The sequence below is a fragment of the Xanthomonas sp. LMG 12460 genome (assembly GCF_009192895.1).
Lineage (GTDB): Bacteria > Pseudomonadota > Gammaproteobacteria > Xanthomonadales > Xanthomonadaceae > Xanthomonas_A > Xanthomonas_A sontii.
In genome coordinates this window covers 1-14,019 of the sequence record NZ_NKUH01000103.1, presented here as the reverse complement: position 1 = coordinate 14,019, position 14,019 = coordinate 1, and the positions used below count along the sequence as shown (strand labels likewise).

15 protein-coding genes, 2 tRNA genes and 1 pseudogene are annotated in these 14,019 nt (G+C 69.1%); 8 read left to right on the top strand and 10 right to left on the bottom strand.

Annotation, left to right across the window (positions count from 1 at the left end; genetic code table 11):
• Complete coding sequence (locus CEK66_RS18070) at window positions 1-2,685, top strand: hybrid sensor histidine kinase/response regulator (protein WP_152237832.1); 2,685 nt, start codon at window positions 1-3, stop codon at window positions 2,683-2,685.
• A gap of 645 nt (window positions 2,686-3,330) precedes the next feature.
• Here CEK66_RS18070 and bfr read toward each other — a convergent pair.
• The 3 genes from bfr to CEK66_RS18055 form a co-directional block, all read right to left on the bottom strand.
• The gene (gene bfr / locus CEK66_RS18065) at window positions 3,331-3,801 is read right to left on the bottom strand and encodes a bacterioferritin (RefSeq protein WP_017910327.1); all 471 of its coding nucleotides are present in this window, start codon (window positions 3,799-3,801) and stop codon (window positions 3,331-3,333) included.
• Window positions 3,802-3,904: 103 nt separating this feature from the next.
• The gene (locus CEK66_RS18060; protein ID WP_017912292.1) at window positions 3,905-4,114 is read right to left on the bottom strand and encodes a (2Fe-2S)-binding protein; all 210 of its coding nucleotides are present in this window, start codon (window positions 4,112-4,114) and stop codon (window positions 3,905-3,907) included.
• An 80-nt stretch (window positions 4,115-4,194) separates the two neighbouring features.
• Window positions 4,195-4,806 carry an RNA pyrophosphohydrolase gene (locus tag CEK66_RS18055; protein WP_010341422.1) on the bottom strand — a complete coding sequence of 204 codons (612 nt, stop codon included), beginning with the start codon at window positions 4,804-4,806 and terminating at the stop codon, window positions 4,195-4,197.
• Window positions 4,807-4,926: 120 nt separating this feature from the next.
• On the opposite strand from CEK66_RS18055, the gene CEK66_RS18050 reads away from it, so the two are divergent.
• Window positions 4,927-5,003: transfer RNA gene (locus tag CEK66_RS18050), tRNA-Met, on the top strand.
• A gap of 41 nt (window positions 5,004-5,044) precedes the next feature.
• Window positions 5,045-5,119: transfer RNA gene (locus CEK66_RS18045), tRNA-Gln, on the top strand.
• Window positions 5,120-5,612: 493 nt separating this feature from the next.
• On the opposite strand, the gene rpsI is transcribed toward CEK66_RS18045, so the two are convergent.
• Complete coding sequence (gene rpsI / locus CEK66_RS18040) at window positions 5,613-6,005, bottom strand: 30S ribosomal protein S9 (protein ID WP_010341421.1); 393 nt, start codon at window positions 6,003-6,005, stop codon at window positions 5,613-5,615.
• Between the two features lie 2 nt (window positions 6,006-6,007).
• Entirely contained in the window at window positions 6,008-6,436 is a 429-nt protein-coding gene (gene rplM, locus CEK66_RS18035) for a 50S ribosomal protein L13 (protein ID WP_010341420.1), read from the bottom strand.
• 214 nt (window positions 6,437-6,650) lie between these two features.
• On the opposite strand from rplM, the gene coq7 reads away from it, so the two are divergent.
• Window positions 6,651-7,295: a 2-polyprenyl-3-methyl-6-methoxy-1,4-benzoquinone monooxygenase gene (gene coq7 / locus CEK66_RS18030; RefSeq protein ID WP_017913963.1), complete on the top strand. Its 645-nt coding sequence runs from the start codon at window positions 6,651-6,653 to the stop codon at window positions 7,293-7,295.
• 228 nt (window positions 7,296-7,523) lie between these two features.
• Window positions 7,524-7,988: a hypothetical protein gene (locus tag CEK66_RS18025; RefSeq protein ID WP_017910330.1), complete on the top strand. Its 465-nt coding sequence runs from the start codon at window positions 7,524-7,526 to the stop codon at window positions 7,986-7,988.
• A 24-nt stretch (window positions 7,989-8,012) separates the two neighbouring features.
• On the opposite strand, the gene CEK66_RS18020 is transcribed toward CEK66_RS18025, so the two are convergent.
• Both CEK66_RS18020 and speD read right to left on the bottom strand, forming a co-directional pair.
• A complete protein-coding gene (locus CEK66_RS18020; RefSeq protein ID WP_017910331.1) occupies window positions 8,013-8,330 on the bottom strand; it encodes a multidrug efflux SMR transporter in 318 nt (105 codons plus the stop codon).
• Between the two features lie 116 nt (window positions 8,331-8,446).
• Window positions 8,447-9,241 (bottom strand): adenosylmethionine decarboxylase, encoded by a 795-nt coding sequence (gene speD / locus CEK66_RS18015; RefSeq protein ID WP_017910332.1) that lies wholly within the window; start codon window positions 9,239-9,241, stop codon window positions 8,447-8,449.
• A gap of 147 nt (window positions 9,242-9,388) precedes the next feature.
• Between speD and crp the strand changes: the two genes are divergently transcribed.
• The 3 genes from crp (at window position 9,389) to CEK66_RS18000 (ending at window position 12,075) form a co-directional block, all read left to right on the top strand.
• Entirely contained in the window at window positions 9,389-10,078 is a 690-nt protein-coding gene (gene crp, locus CEK66_RS18010) for a cAMP-activated global transcriptional regulator CRP (protein ID WP_010341415.1), read from the top strand.
• A 27-nt stretch (window positions 10,079-10,105) separates the two neighbouring features.
• Window positions 10,106-10,864, top strand: a complete 759-nt coding sequence (locus CEK66_RS18005; protein ID WP_152237831.1) for a sulfite exporter TauE/SafE family protein — start codon at window positions 10,106-10,108, stop codon at window positions 10,862-10,864.
• 194 nt (window positions 10,865-11,058) lie between these two features.
• Window positions 11,059-12,075: a glycoside hydrolase family 5 protein gene (locus CEK66_RS18000; protein WP_226978672.1), complete on the top strand. Its 1,017-nt coding sequence runs from the start codon at window positions 11,059-11,061 to the stop codon at window positions 12,073-12,075.
• Between the two features lie 27 nt (window positions 12,076-12,102).
• Here the strand turns inward: CEK66_RS18000 and CEK66_RS17995 are convergent, their stop codons facing one another.
• The 3 genes and pseudogenes from CEK66_RS17995 to trpD all read right to left on the bottom strand — a co-directional run.
• Window positions 12,103-12,840, bottom strand: a complete 738-nt coding sequence (locus CEK66_RS17995) for a haloacid dehalogenase-like hydrolase (RefSeq protein WP_152237829.1) — start codon at window positions 12,838-12,840, stop codon at window positions 12,103-12,105.
• Entirely contained in the window at window positions 12,837-13,634 is a 798-nt protein-coding gene (trpC, locus tag CEK66_RS17990) for an indole-3-glycerol phosphate synthase TrpC (RefSeq protein WP_017910188.1), read from the bottom strand. The genes CEK66_RS17995 and trpC overlap by 4 nt, the downstream gene beginning before the upstream one ends.
• Window positions 13,635-13,806: 172 nt before the next feature.
• Window positions 13,807-14,019 (bottom strand): annotated as a pseudogene (gene trpD, locus CEK66_RS17985) (anthranilate phosphoribosyltransferase); the annotation flags it as partial.

Here is a 14,019-nt window from a genome sequence, read left to right as displayed (position 1 = left end):
ATGTCCGTCCGCAGACGTCGGCCCGTCCCGCGGCCGGCGACCTTCGCCGCGGCGCTCGCCGTCGCCGGCACCTTGCTGGCGCTGCCGCCGCTGGCGCTGCCGTTGCCGCCGCTGTGGCATTGGTTGGCGCCGCTGTGCATGGCCGCCGCCGCGGCGCTGGCCACCCTGGCTGGCTGCCGCGCGCGCCAGCAGATCGAACGCCTGGATGCGGCGCTGGCGCGTGCCGCGCTGGCCGAGTCCGAGCGCAACGCCCTGCAACACGACGTGCACGTGCGCGAGCGGCTGGAACAGGAACTGCTGCAGGCCAAGCAGGCCGCCGAGGCCGCCGTGCTGGCCAAGGGCGAGTTCCTGGCGACGATGAGCCACGAGATCCGCACCCCGCTCAACGGCATCATCCCGATGCTGGAACTGATCGGGCGCGGCCCGCTCGGCCTGGACCAGCGCGAGATGCTGCGCGCGGCCAACACCTCCTCGCTGCAACTGCTGCGCATCGTCGACGACATCCTGGACTACTCCAAGCTGGAAGCGAACCGGCTGGAGCTGGAGATCACCACCTTCAACCTGCGCGAACTGCTCGACGGCGTGCTGGAGCTGATGCAGCGCGCGGCCGAGGCCAAGGGCCTGCGCATGGCGCTGCAACTGGACCCGGCGGTGCGCCTGCCGGTGCGCGGCGATCCGGTGCGCCTGCGCCAGGTGCTGAGCAACCTGCTCGGCAACGCGGTCAAGTTCACCGCGCGCGGCGGCATCGACCTGGGCGTGCGCCGGCTCGGCGAGACCCCGGCACAGCACCTGCTGCGCTTCGAGGTACGCGACACCGGCATCGGCATCAGCGCCGAGCGCCAGGAGCACCTGTTCCAGGCCTTCACCCAAGCCGACGCCTCCACCACCCGCCTGTACGGCGGCACCGGGCTGGGCCTGACCATCTGCAAGCGCATCGTCGAACTGATGGGCGGGCGCATCGGCGTGGCGTCGCGGCAGGGCCATGGCGCCACGTTCTGGTTCGAGATCCCGCTGCTGAAGGTGATCGGCGACCTGCCGCAGAATCCGGGCGGCCTGCCGCGGCTGCATGCGCTGCTGGTCGGCGCCGACCAGCGCCTGCAGCAGCGCCTGAGCGTGCTGCTGCCGAACTGGGGCGTGCAGGTGAGCAAGGTCGATTCGACCCAGGAGGCGCTGGAGCGGCTGCGCGGCAACGGCAGTGGCGGTAGCGTGCGCCCGACCTACGATCTGGTGATCGGCGACCTGGATGGACTGCGGCAGAGCGCGCGCGCCCTGCAACGCGCGGTGGCGCGCCTGCCGGCGCCGCAGACCGCGCGGCTGATCTGGCTGTACGGCGAGGCCGACATTCCCGAGGAAATCCGCGCGCACGGCGCGCTGCTGTCGCGGCAGGCGGCGGACATCGACCTGCGCAGCATGCTGGCGCTGGCCCCGGCGACGCCGAGCCTGGCCAGCGAGACCGCTGGCGATGGCGCCGACACCGCCGACGCGTTCTACCACGACGCCTTCGCGACGGACGTCATGGATGCCCCCGCACCGGCCCGCGCCGCGGAACCGACGACCGTCGTGGCCGACGCGCCGCCGCCGCGCAGCGGCTACCGCCTGCTGCTGGTCGAGGACAATCCGGTCAACCTGATGGTGGCGCGGCGGTTGCTGGAATCGCTCGGCCACCATGCCGACAGCGTCGAGGACGGCGCCGCCGCATTGGCGCAGTTGTCGCGGCAGCCGTACGACCTGGTGATGATGGACTGCCAGATGCCGGTGCTGGACGGCTACGCCGCTACCCGGCAGTGGCGCCAGCGCGAGGCCGATGCGTCGCGCCCGCGCCTGCCGATCGTGGCGATGACCGCCAACGCGATGGCCGGCGACCGCCAGCGCTGCCTCGATGCCGGCATGGACGATTACCTGTCCAAGCCGCTCGATCGCGCGCGGCTGGAGGACTGCCTGCAGCGCTGGCTGCCGCTGCAGCCGGCGGCCGCGCCGGCCAGCGCGGCGTTCGCGCCGGAGGCGGATGCAGCCGCGGACGGGTCCGCGGCGATCGCCAGCGGGCCAGCGGCGGATGCGCTCGCCGACGCGGTGGACGTCGAAGCGCAGGACACCCGCCACACCACCCTGCACACGACGGACGCCGCCACGGCGTCCAGCCCCAGCACCACGTCGACCGCCTCGATGCCATCGCCCGATCACGCCACGCTCGACGTCCCCCCGGCAGCGCCTGCGTTGGAACAGGACCTGGCATCGCGCGGCACCACCGCAACGTCGACGCTGCCGCTCGCCGCGCCGGAGGCAGACGATCCGGAACCGCCCTCAGCGGTGCCGGCGCCGGTGCTGGAGATCGCCGTGCTCGACGAGTTGCGCGAGGTCATCGGCTCGGCCAGCGTGGCGCAGATCGTCGAGCTGTTCCTGGCCGATGCGCCGCTGCTGATCCAGCGCCTGGAGCAGGCGGCGGCGACGGCGCAGAGCGACGCGCTGCGCGAGGCCGCACACACGCTGAAGTCCTCGGCCGCCAACCTCGGCGCGCTGGCGCTGTCGGCGGCGGCGCTGCGCATCGAGTCGGGCGTGCGCACCGGCACGTTGGATCGCCCCGTGGTCGCGGTCGCCCTGGTGATCGCCGAGTTCGCGCGCGCGCGCCTGGCGCTGAGCGGCTACCGCGCCAGCGTCCGCGACACTGCCGAACCCGCCGAACCCTAGCGTGGTATCGCGCTACGGCGCGTCTGCAGGCGACACGATCGCCCGCAAGACCCGGCCACAGTGCATCGAAGACATCGACGCACGGCCTACTGCCTTTCTTGTAGGAGCGCTTCAGCGCGACAAGGCGCTACCCGTAACGCCATCGCGGCTGAAGCCACTCTTAAAGGAACAGTGGCGCTGTGCATGCATGGCTGTCGTGGTGCACCTGCATGGCCTTCGCCAAGCCGCATGCTCCGCCCGCGATCACGCGCAGAGGACGCCGCGAGATTCAGCAGCGACGTGTTGCGGTGGTCCGCACAGGAAGGTCTCGCTGCGCTTGCGCCGTACCGCCGCAGTCGCCGCCTACCCGGTGCGTGCAGAAACGGCTTCAGCCGCGACGATCACCATCAACGCGTCGCGGCTGAAGCCGCTCCCACAGGAGAGCGAGGTGGTGCGATGCCGATGCCATGTCGGCCGCATGGACTCTCGCAGGAGCGGCATGTGCCGCTGTTCGGGATCAGCGGCGACCTTGCGCCAGCCACGCGTCGCGGCTGCATGACAGTTGACTCCTGCACGTGCATGTCAGCGCCATCCCGGAGCGCAGAGCGAACAACATCCTGCGCGGCGCCGACACAGGCCAGCGCCGCGGCCTCATGCGCCGACGATTCAGTCGTCGAGCTTGGTCAGCAGGTAGTTCGGCTCGCCGATCCGGTCGATCAGGTCGAGCTGGGTTTCCAGCCAGTCGATGTGCTCTTCTTCCGATTCCAGGATGTCGGCCAGGAGCTGGCGGCTGACGTAGTCCTGGATCGATTCGGCGTAGGCGATGCCTTCGCGCAGGGTGACCGTGCCGTCCTGTTCCAGCGCCAGGTCGCACTCGAGGATTTCCTTGGGGTTCTCGCCGATGCGCAGCTTGCCCAGCGCCTGGAAGTTGGGGAGCCCCTCGAGGAACAGGATGCGGTCCGCCAGCTTGTCGGCGTGCTTCATCTCGTCGATGGATTCCTTGTACTCGTGCTCGGCCAGTTCCTTCAGGCCCCAGTTCTTCAGCATCTTGGCGTGCAGGAAGTACTGGTTGATCGCGGTCAGCTCGTTGTAGAGGACCTTGTTGAGGAACTCGATGACTTTGCTGTCGCCCTTCATTGCATCGCTCGCGTAAGCCGGAAAGCGCAGACTCTAGCGAATCGCGCTGCGGCGTGAAGGAACGCGAATCGTGATCATCCCGCGCTGCAGCGCGGCGACGGCCTCAGGCGGCGCGGGCCAGACCGCCGAGCACCGGCAGGGGCAGCTCGCGGCTCAGCGCGCGCTCCAGCAGGTCGCCCGCCATGTCCAGGCAGGAGCCGCAGGTGGCGCCGCAGCCCGTGCGCATGGTCAGTTCGGACACGCTGCGGCAGCCGGCTTCGGCGGCTTCGCGGATCTGGCGATCGGTGACCCCATTGCAGATGCAGACGTACACGGCGGGCTTGGCGGCGGACGGCGCGGACTGCGCCTGGCGCCCATTCAAACCAAAGTGAGAATGGTTGTCAATTCCGCCCGTTAATCGTTATTAATCCGCGCCGCCCAGGGCCCGCCGCGCTTGCGTGGACGCTTGCGCGGCCGCTCGTGGCCCGCCGTATTGCCCGGCAGCCAGGCCTCCTGGGCCAGGGTCGGCATGGCGCGGATGCCGGCGCCGGCGATGGTCTGCGCCAGCGGCGCCAGGTGGCGCAGCGCCCGCGCATAGACCCCGCGCTTGAACAGCACCACGTGCTCCACCGGGTACCAGAAATCGACCCAGCGCCAGTGGTCGAACTCCGGCGTCTCGGTCAGTTCCAGGTTCAGCTGGCTCTCGTCGCACTGCATCCGCAACAGGAACCAGACCTGCTTCTGGCCGATGCAGACCTGGCGCTCGTTGCGGCGGATGGCCCGGCTGGGCAGGCGATAGCGCAGCCAACCGGGAGTGGCGCCGAGCACTTCCACATGCTCGGGCAACAGCCCGGTTTCTTCGCGCAACTCGCGGTACATGGCCTCCACCGGGGTCTCGTCGGTGTTCATGCCGCCTTGCGGGAACTGCCAGCCGTCCCGGCGCACACGGCGTGCCCAGAACACCTGACCATCCGGCCGCATCAGCACGATGCCTACGTTCGGTCGATAGCCGTCCGGATCGATCACGATGCGGACTCCTGAAAAATCTACTGGCTCCGACTCTGCCATGGCTGCGGCCGGGCCACAAGCAGCGCAGAAACCCGTTGACAGCCGCCCGCTTCTCCATAAGAATTGGCGGTTCACCAGGGCTATGTAGCTCAGCCGGTTAGAGCACAGCACTCATAATGCTGGGGTCGGTGGTTCGAGTCCACCCATAGCCACCATGGTGTGTACGCCCAAGGCGTGCGATACTTGCAGTCCACATTGCCCCGTCGCCAAGCGGTAAGGCACCTGACTCTGACTCAGGCATTCGGTGGTTCGAATCCATCCGGGGCAGCCAAACAAAAAAAGAAGGCCGATCGAAAGATCGGCCTTCTTTTTTTGTTTGGCGCGGGGTTTGCGCAGGCGCTTCGCGCCTACGCCCCACATCTTGCTGCGCAAGATGTGGGCCCCAGCCCTTCCGCTTCCACATCCCCGCGCCTGTCGGCGCGCCCCCTTGGACTCCAAGGGGGCTACTCCACCAGATGGAATTCGATCCACCGAAGCGGGCGCTGACGGGAAACGAACTCATTCGCCCCATGCCGACGAGACACACGCGGCCCTGGCTCAGCAGACCTGTAGCTCTGCAGACATGAATCTTTTGCGGCGACGCCGAGTCCCCAAGCCAGACGGGCAATCGCCCGAATACTGTTCGCGCCAAACCCGCGGCGGCACACACACATGCTGCCAGCCAACACAAACCACGGACCCCAAACGACAAAAGCCCGGCCGAAGCCGGGCTTTTGCTTGGTCCCCAGCAGGCTCCCGAGGGAGCCCACGCCAGGCGCGATGGATCAGCGCTTGGAGAACTGGGTGGCGCGACGGGCCTTGTGCAGACCGACCTTCTTACGCTCGACTTCGCGGGCGTCGCGGGTCATGAAGCCGGCCTTGCGCAGCTCGGTCTTCAGGGTTTCGTCGTACTCGACCAGCGCACGGGCGATGCCCAGGCGGATCGCACCGGCCTGGCCGGTGGTGCCGCCGCCGGTGGCGGTGACCAGGATGTCGAAGCTTTCGGTGTTCTTGGTCAGCTCCAGCGGCTGGCGCACGATCATGCGCGCGGTCTCGCGGCCGAAGAACTCGTCCAGCGGACGGCCGTTGACGGAGATGTTGCCGGTGCCCTTGCGCAGGAACACGCGGGCGGTGGAGGACTTGCGGCGGCCAGTGCCGTAGTTTTGCGAAATCGCCATGATTAGATATCCAGAACCTGCGGCTGCTGAGCGGCGTGCGGATGCTCCGCACCGGAATAGACCTTGAGCTTGCGGTACATCGCGCGGCCCAGCGGGCCCTTGGGCAGCATGCCCTTGACCGCGATTTCGATCACGCGCTCCGGGTGGCGCTCCAGCGCCTGCTCCAGGCTCTCGGTCTTCAGGTTGCCGATGTAGCCGGTGAAGCGGTGGTACTTCTTGTCCTTGAGCTTGTTGCCGGTGACGACGATCTTCTCGGCGTTGATCACCACCAGGTAATCGCCGGTATCGACGTGCGGGGTGTAGACCGGCTTGTGCTTGCCGCGCAGGCGGCGGGCCAGTTCGGTGGAAAGCCGGCCCAGCGTTTTGCCGGCGGCGTCGACGAGATACCAGTCGCGCTGGACGGTCTCGGACTTAGCAGTGAAGGTGCTCATGATCAGACTCGGTTGGTCGGGCGGATTCCTGCAGCGAACGGCCGGAACTTTGCCACGCGTTGTGAATTGCAAAAACGCAAGAGGCGAAATTCTACGTGGCCCGGCCGCCGCGCGCAAGTGCGCCCTAGACTGCGGTGCCAGGGGCGGTGGCGCGCTTGGCAGCACACCGGCCGGCGGCGAAAATCGAGGACCCCACCGCTTCCGGGCTTCCCCCATGACCGCCAGCCGCCAGCATTCCCCGCTCGATCGCGCCCTGGTCGAGGCCCAGCGCGCGCTGGAGACCGTATTCGGCGACCCGCCGGCGCAGCGCCCCTACCCGGCCGCGGCCACCGCCGATGTGGTGCTGGCGCCGGACGAGCGCCGCCATGCCGCCGGCCTGATGCGCATCAACCACGTCGGCGAGGTCTGCGCCCAGGGCCTGTATTTCGGCCAGGCCGCGGTCGCGCGCGATCCGGCCACCCGTGCGCACCTGCTGGAGGCGGCGCAGGAAGAGACCGACCACCTGGCCTGGTGCGCGGCGCGGCTGCGCGAGCTGGACAGCCGCCCCAGCCTGTTCAATCCGCTGTGGTACGCCGGCAGCTACGCGATCGGCACCCTGGCCGGGCTGCGCGGCGACGGCTGGAACCTGGGCTTCGTGGTCGAGACCGAGCGCCAGGTCGAGGCGCACCTGGACGAACACCTGCAGACCCTGCCGCCGGCCGACCTGCGCAGCCGCGACGTGCTGACAGTGATGAAGGCCGACGAGGCCCGCCACGCCGAGCATGCCGAACAGGCCGGGGCGCGGCGCCTGCCGCCGCCGATCCCCACGGTCATGGCCGCCGCCTCGCGACTGATGAAGGCCGTCGCCTATCGGCTGTAGCCGCCCGCCGGTCGGGCCGATGCCACCCCGGCTGGCATTGCCGCGCCGATCGCGTTAAAGTGAACGAACGCTGACTGATTCCACGTCGGCGCACGCCGTTCCGGCTGCGGTATCGCCATGTGCCGCAGCCACCGATGTACCCGTGCCGAGTCGCGCCCGCGTGCGCTCCGCCTGCAGACTGTCATGCCCGCATCCTCGCCCCATCTGCCATCGCCCCGGACCCGCTGGTTGTCGCGCCTGCTGTTCGCGACCCTGTTCGCGATCGGCGGCGGCGCCCTGCTGCATCACCTGCTCGGCGACTACCGCCAGGCCAGCGCGATCCTGCGCGACCATTCGGTCGCCACCGTCCCGGTGATCGCCGACGGCGCCTTCGGCGTGCAGACCGAGCCACTGGTGCGCTACCGCTTCCACTATGTGTTCGAGAGCAAGGGCCGCCTGCACAGCGGCGCCTTCGAGGCCAGCGGCGCGGAAGCCGCGCCGTTGCTGCTGGACGGCGCCACGGTCGAGATCGCCTACGCCAATGCCGATCCCGCACGCTTCGGGCGCCTGGACCAGCTGCAGCACGCCGGCAACCTCGGCAGCGTGTTCACCCGCGCGCTGATCGCGCTGTCGATCGCCGCCCTGCTGGCGGTGGTCGCGCACCGGCTGCTGATCGGCCGGGTGCTGACCCGGCGCCGCATCGCCGCCGCCTGAGGCCCACGCGCGCGCGGGCTGCGCTCAGTGCCCGACCAGCTTCAGGCCGATCACCCCGACCACGATCAGGCCGATGCAGGCCAACCGCGCCGGCGAGGCGCTGTCGCCGAACAGGGCGATGCCGAGCACCGCCGTGCCCAGCGCACCGATCCCGGTCCAGATCGCATAGGCGGTGCCCAGCGGGATGTGCTTGAGCGCCTGGGTCAGCAGCCACAGGCTCAGGCCCGCACCGGCCAGGGTGGCCACGGTCGGCCACGGCCGGGTGAAGCCTTCGCTGTACTTCAGGCCGAGGGCGAAGCCGATCTCGAACAGACCGGCGAGCAGCAGGTAGATCCAGGGCATTGTCTTTCTCCGTAGACAAATGAAAACGAAAACGGCCCGATGTCTGCACATCGGGCCGCCGTCGGCAGGGGTCGCAGCGCGTGCTGCGGGCGGGCCGTCCCGCCGGTGTGGAGCGCTTACTCGGACAGGTTGCGCCCGTGGAACAGCTCCTCGATCTCGCGCTTGAGCAGCGCCTCGATGCGCATGCGCTCCTTGAACGAGAGATTCTTGGCCTTTTCCTCGAACAGGTACTGGTCCAGGTCGAAGTCCTTCAGGTGCATCTTGGTGTGGAAGATGTTCTCCTGATAGACGTTGACGTCGAACATCTCGTAGCGCGACTTGACGTTCTTGGCCAGGAAGTTCTGGATCGAGTTGATCTTGTGGTCGATGTAGTGCTTCTTGCCCTTCACGTCGCGGGTGAAGCCGCGCACGCGGTAATCCATGATCACGATGTCCGATTCCAGGCTCTCGATCAGGTAATTGAGGGCCTTCAGCGGCGAAATCACGCCGCAGGTGGCGACATCGATGTCGGCGCGGAACGTGGCGATACCGTGCTGCGGATGGGTTTCCGGGTAGGTATGGACGGTGATGTGGCTCTTGTCCATGTGCGCGACCACGGCGTCGGAAATGATCTCCTTGCCGGCGGCCTTCTTGTCGATGACCGGCTCTTCGGAGATCAGGATCGTCACCGAGGCGCCCTGCGGATCGTAGTCCTGGCGCGCGATGTTGAGGATGTTGGCGCCGATGATCTCGGCCACATCGGTGAGGATCTGGGTCAGGCGGTCGGCGTCGTACTGCTCGTCGATGTACTCGATGTAGCGCTGGCGCTCCTCTTCGGAGATCGCGTAGCAGACGTCGTAGATGTTGAAGCTCAACGCCTTGGTGAGGTTGTTGAAACCTTGCAGCCTCAGGCGAGGCAACGGCTTGACCACGGCGTGGATCCTCTGGAAGTGGGTCGGGGGGAAAGCCAATCAATTATGAGCCAAATGGCCGCGCTGCGAAACGTGGCGTCCGTCTCTTGTTTGCCGCCGCGAACGCGTCCCGTTAAGCTTCGGGAATTACGCCGTAGCGAAGCCGCCATGAGCCCCGGAAACACATCCACTGCAGCACCTGTGCGCATCGCTCCAAGTCCTTTGACGTTGGACACCGCCACCATCGACCGCTTCCTGGCCCACAGCCACCGTCGCCGCTATCCGGCGCGGACGGACGTGTTCAGGCCAGGCGATCCGGCCGGCACCCTGTACTACGTGGTCAGCGGCTCGGTCAGCATCATCGCCGAGGAAGATGACGACCGCGAGTTGGTGCTGGGCTATTTCGGCAGCGGCGAGTTCGTCGGCGAGATGGGCCTGTTCATCGAGTCCGACCAGCGCGAGGTGATCCTGCGCACCCGTACGCCCTGCGAACTGGCCGAGATCAGCTACGAGCGCCTGCACCAGCTGTTCCTGGGCTCGCTGTCGTCCGATGCGCCGCGGGTGCTGTACGCGATCGGCGTGCAGCTGTCCAAGCGCCTGCTGGACACCTCGCGCAAGGCCAGCCGCCTTGCGTTCCTGGACGTGACCGACCGCATCGTGCGCACCCTGCACGATCTGGCCCAGGAGCCGGAGGCGATGAGCCACCCGCAGGGCATGCAGTTGCGCGTGTCGCGGCAGGAACTGGCGCGACTGGTCGGCTGCTCGCGCGAGATGGCCGGCCGCGTGCTGAAGAAACTGCAGGTCGACGGCATCCTGCACGCCCGTGGCAAGACCGTGGTGCTGTACGGCGCGCGCTGACCGCCATGGGTCGAGAGGCCCGGCACGATGGTGCTGAGCGAGACCTTCTACTGGTTCGTGCTGGTCGGCCTGGCCGCCCAGCTGGTGGACGGCGCGCTGGGCATGGCCTTCGGCCTGGTCTCGTCCTCGGTCCTGCTGAGCCTGGGACTGCCGCCGGCGGTGGTCAGCGCCAGCGTGCACAGCGCCGAGGTGTTCACCACCGGCGCCTCGGGCCTGTCGCACCTGGCCCTGGGCAACGTCGACAAGCGGCTGTTCCTGCGCCTGGCGCTGCCGGGCATGGTCGGCGGCGTCGCCGGCGCCTACGTACTGACCCGGTTGCCGGGCGAGCTGATCCGCCCCTTCGTCTATCTGTATCTGCTGGCCCTGGCGGTGCTGATCCTGCTGCGCGCGGCCGGCCGTGCGCTGCCGCGCCGCGAGGTGCGGCGGGTGCCGCTGCTGGGTTTCGTCGCCGGCCTGCTGGACGCCAGCGGCGGTGGCGGCTGGGGCCCGGTGGCGACCTCGACCCTGCTCGCCCACGGCGGCCAGGCCCGCACCACCATCGGCACGGTCAACGCCGCCGAGTTCCTGGTGACGCTGTCGATCTCGCTGACCTTCCTGCTGACCATGGGCGTGCAGCACCTGGACATCGTGCTCGGCCTGTTGGTCGGCGGCATGCTCGCCGCGCCGCTGGCGGCGCTGCTGGTCAAGCGCGTGCGCGAGCGCTGGGTGCTGGTGGCGGTGGGCCTGCTGGTGCTGGGCATCAGCCTGTATCAGGTGGGCGGGGCGCTGTATCGGTGGTTGGGCTGACGCCCGGGATTTGGGAGTCGGGATTGGGGATTCGCAAAGGCGGTCTCCGCGGCGCCTGAAGCCGTTGCGCTGGTGACCCGATCTGCGGTCAGGCCGCGTTCGCTTTCTCATGGGTGGACCGCGCGATGATCGCGGCCGGGACGCCGCCGCCGATGGCCGCGCGTCTCGCCACTCCCCTGCCCCGCGAGACCGCCATGCGTGCCATCCCATTGCTCCTGGCCCTGTTGTGCCTGGCGCTGCCTGCGCCGCGCGCACGGGCCGACGACGCCTTCGCCCGGCTCGGGCGCGGGGTCAACATCCTCGGCTACGACCCGCTGTGGAACGACCCGGCGAAGGCGCGCTTCCGCCCGCCGCTGTACCGCACGATCCGCGACGGCGGCTTCCGCACGGTGCGAGTCAACCTGCAGGCGTTCGCGCACATGGACGCGGACAACCGGCTCGACCCGACCTGGCTGAAGACGCTGGATACGGTGGTCGACCAGGCCACCGCCGCGGGCCTGAACGTGATCCTGGACGAACACGACTTCCACCCCTGCGCCGCCGACGCGGCGGTGTGCCGGACCAAGTTGCTGGCGTTCTGGAGCCAGGTCGCCCCGCGCTACCGCCATGCGCCGCCGTCGGTGCTGTTCGAGATCCTCAACGAGCCCAACGGCCAGATGACCAGCGCGGTGTGGAACGACCTGCTGCACGATGCGCTGCAGATCATCCGCCGCGACAACCCGACCCGCACGGTGGTGGTGGGCCCGGGCAACAGCAATTCCTTCACCGCGCTCGACAGCCTGCGCCTGCCCGACGACGATGCGCACCTGCTGGTCACCGTGCACTACTACAACCCGTTCCGCTTCACCCACCAGGGCGCGCCGTGGGCCCCGGCGGACATCCGCGACCACACCGGCGTGAGCTGGGGCAGCGCAGCCGACCGGACCAAGCTCTACGGCGAGTTCGACCGCATCGCGGCCTGGGCCAAGGCGCATCACCGGCAGGTACTGCTGGGCGAGTTCGGTGCCTACGAGCAGGCGCCGCCGGCCGATCGCCTGGCCTGGACGGTGGCGGTGGTCAACGCCGCCGAGAAACGCCATTTCGCCTGGGCGTACTGGGAATTCGAGGGCAGCTTCGGCGCCTACGACATCGATCGCGGGCAATGGGTCGCGCCGCTGCACCATGCGCTGGTGGGCAGCGACAGCGCTTACCGCGGGGCTGCCGGCGGCTGACGCCGGCCTTCCCCGCCGCGGCGCGCCCTAGCGGGAACCGACGACCTCGCCGGCGCGGTCGCGGCAGCCCCAGTTGAGGATCGGCGTGCCAGACGGCAGCAGCCGGCGGAACACCGCCACCGCGCCGTGCTTGGGATTGACCACCACCGGCGCGGCCGCGGCCTGCAGCAGCGGCAGATCGGCGGTGCTGTCGGAATAGGCCATGGCGATCTCGCCGTAGCCCAGTTCGCGCAGCATGCGCATCTTTTCCTCGTTGTGGCAGTGGCGCGTGGCGGTGACCGCACCCAGGCGCGGGCCGATCAGGCTGCCGACCACCGGCACGTCTTGGTGCGCGACGAAGCCGAGGATGGCGCGCGCCAGTTCCGGCGGCGCACCGGTGGCGACCACCACGCGATCGCCGGCGGCGCGGTGCCGGGCGAACACCTCCAGCCCCTGCGGCAGCAGCCGCTGGCGGATCTGCGCCTGATGCTGCAGCACGTACTGGTCGATGATGCGGTTGAACTCGCGCGCGCGGCGCAGGCCGAAGCTGGCGATCCAGACGTAGCCGGAAATGCCGGTGCGGCGGGTCGGCAGCATCGCCACCAGCGGCCCCAGCAACGGAGTGGCCAGCACCGCGGCGGCCAGGCGCAGCGGATTGCGCTTGATCAGCCAGGCGAACAGGTGGCTGCCGGAGTCGCCGTCGTACAGGGTGTGGTCGAAATCGAATACCACCAGCGGCGCATCGGCGCGCGGCAGCGGATACGGGCTGGCGTCCTGCCCGCTCATGCCGCGAAGAACAGCTGGCGCAGCGCCTCGCCCGGTTCCTCGGCGCGCATGAACGCCTCGCCGACCAGGAACGCGTGCACGCCGGCGCCGCGCATCAGCGCCACGTCGTCCGGGCCGAGGATGCCGCTTTCGGTGACCAGCAGGCGATCGCGCGGCACCGCGTCCTGCATCGACAAGGTGGTCTGCAGCGACACCTCGAAGGTGCGCAGGTTGCGGTTGTTGATGCCGATCAGCGGCGCCGGCACCTGCAGCGCGCGCTCCAGTTCGTCGATGTCGTGCACTTCCACCAACACGTCCATGCCCAGTTGCAGGGCCAGCGACGACAGCTCGGCCAGTTGCAGGTCGTCCAGCGCGGCCACGATCAGCAGGATGCAGTCGGCGCCGAGCGTGCGCGCCTCGTACACCTGGTACGGATCGATGGTGAAGTCCTTGCGCAGCACCGGCAGGGTGCAGGCGTCGCGCGCCTGCTGCAGATAGCGGTCGTGGCCCTGGAAGAAATCCTCGTCGGTCAGCACCGACAGACAGGCCGCGCCGCCGAATTCGTAGCTGACCGCGATGTCGGCCGGGTGGAAGTCCGGGCGGATCACGCCCTTGGACGGGCTGGCCTTCTTGACCTCGGCGATCACCGCCGGGTCGCCGTTGGCGATGGCCGCCTGCAGCGCGCGGGCGAAGCCGCGGGTGGGCGGCATGGCCTCGGCGCGGGCGACCAGCTCGGCCAGCGGCACGCGCGCGCTGCGCTCGGCGATCTCGTCGGCCTTGCGCGCGAGGATGGTGCGGAGAATGTCGCTGCTCATGCGGTGGGAATCCTGGGGGATGGCCGGATTATCGGCGATGTGGGGTAAAGAAGGGATCGGGACCCGGGACCCGGGACCCGGGACCCGCAACAGCCTGGGCCGCCATGCAAGTAGTGCAACCGACGACATGCCCGAGTGAGACGAGGGGCCGCAGATCGGCGACGCCCTGCGCTTAGCGGGTCCCGGGTCCCGGGTCCCGGGCCCCGACCAGACCCTGCGTACACGCCACATACGCCTCCAGCTTCGCCCGCGCACGCCCATCGGCGATGGCCGCACGGGCCAGGGCGATGCCGGCACCGATGTCAGCGGCCAGGCCGGCCACGTACAGCGCCGCGCCGGCGTTGAAGGCGACGATGTCCAGCGCCGGGCCGGGCACGTTGTCGAA

Excerpts from the sequence above, each read along its gene's own strand:
- CEK66_RS18005 (WP_152237831.1), top strand. The coding sequence starts at position 10,106 with ATGGTGCTGAGCGAGACCTTCTACTGGTTCGTGCTGGTCGGCCTGGCC.
- CEK66_RS17995 (WP_152237829.1), bottom strand. The coding sequence starts at position 12,840 with ATGAGCGGGCAGGACGCCAGCCCGTATCCGCTGCCGCGCGCCGATGCG.
- rplM (WP_010341420.1), bottom strand. The coding sequence starts at position 6,436 with ATGAGCACCTTCACTGCTAAGTCCGAGACCGTCCAGCGCGACTGGTAT.
- CEK66_RS18000 (WP_226978672.1), top strand. The coding sequence starts at position 11,059 with ATGCGTGCCATCCCATTGCTCCTGGCCCTGTTGTGCCTGGCGCTGCCT.
- crp (WP_010341415.1), top strand. The coding sequence starts at position 9,389 with ATGAGCCCCGGAAACACATCCACTGCAGCACCTGTGCGCATCGCTCCA.
- coq7 (WP_017913963.1), top strand. The coding sequence starts at position 6,651 with ATGACCGCCAGCCGCCAGCATTCCCCGCTCGATCGCGCCCTGGTCGAG.
- bfr (WP_017910327.1), bottom strand. The coding sequence starts at position 3,801 with ATGAAGGGCGACAGCAAAGTCATCGAGTTCCTCAACAAGGTCCTCTAC.
- rpsI (WP_010341421.1), bottom strand. The coding sequence starts at position 6,005 with ATGGCGATTTCGCAAAACTACGGCACTGGCCGCCGCAAGTCCTCCACC.
- CEK66_RS18020 (WP_017910331.1), bottom strand. The coding sequence starts at position 8,330 with ATGCCCTGGATCTACCTGCTGCTCGCCGGTCTGTTCGAGATCGGCTTC.
- trpC (WP_017910188.1), bottom strand. The coding sequence starts at position 13,634 with ATGAGCAGCGACATTCTCCGCACCATCCTCGCGCGCAAGGCCGACGAG.
- CEK66_RS18070 (WP_152237832.1), top strand. The coding sequence starts at position 1 with ATGTCCGTCCGCAGACGTCGGCCCGTCCCGCGGCCGGCGACCTTCGCC.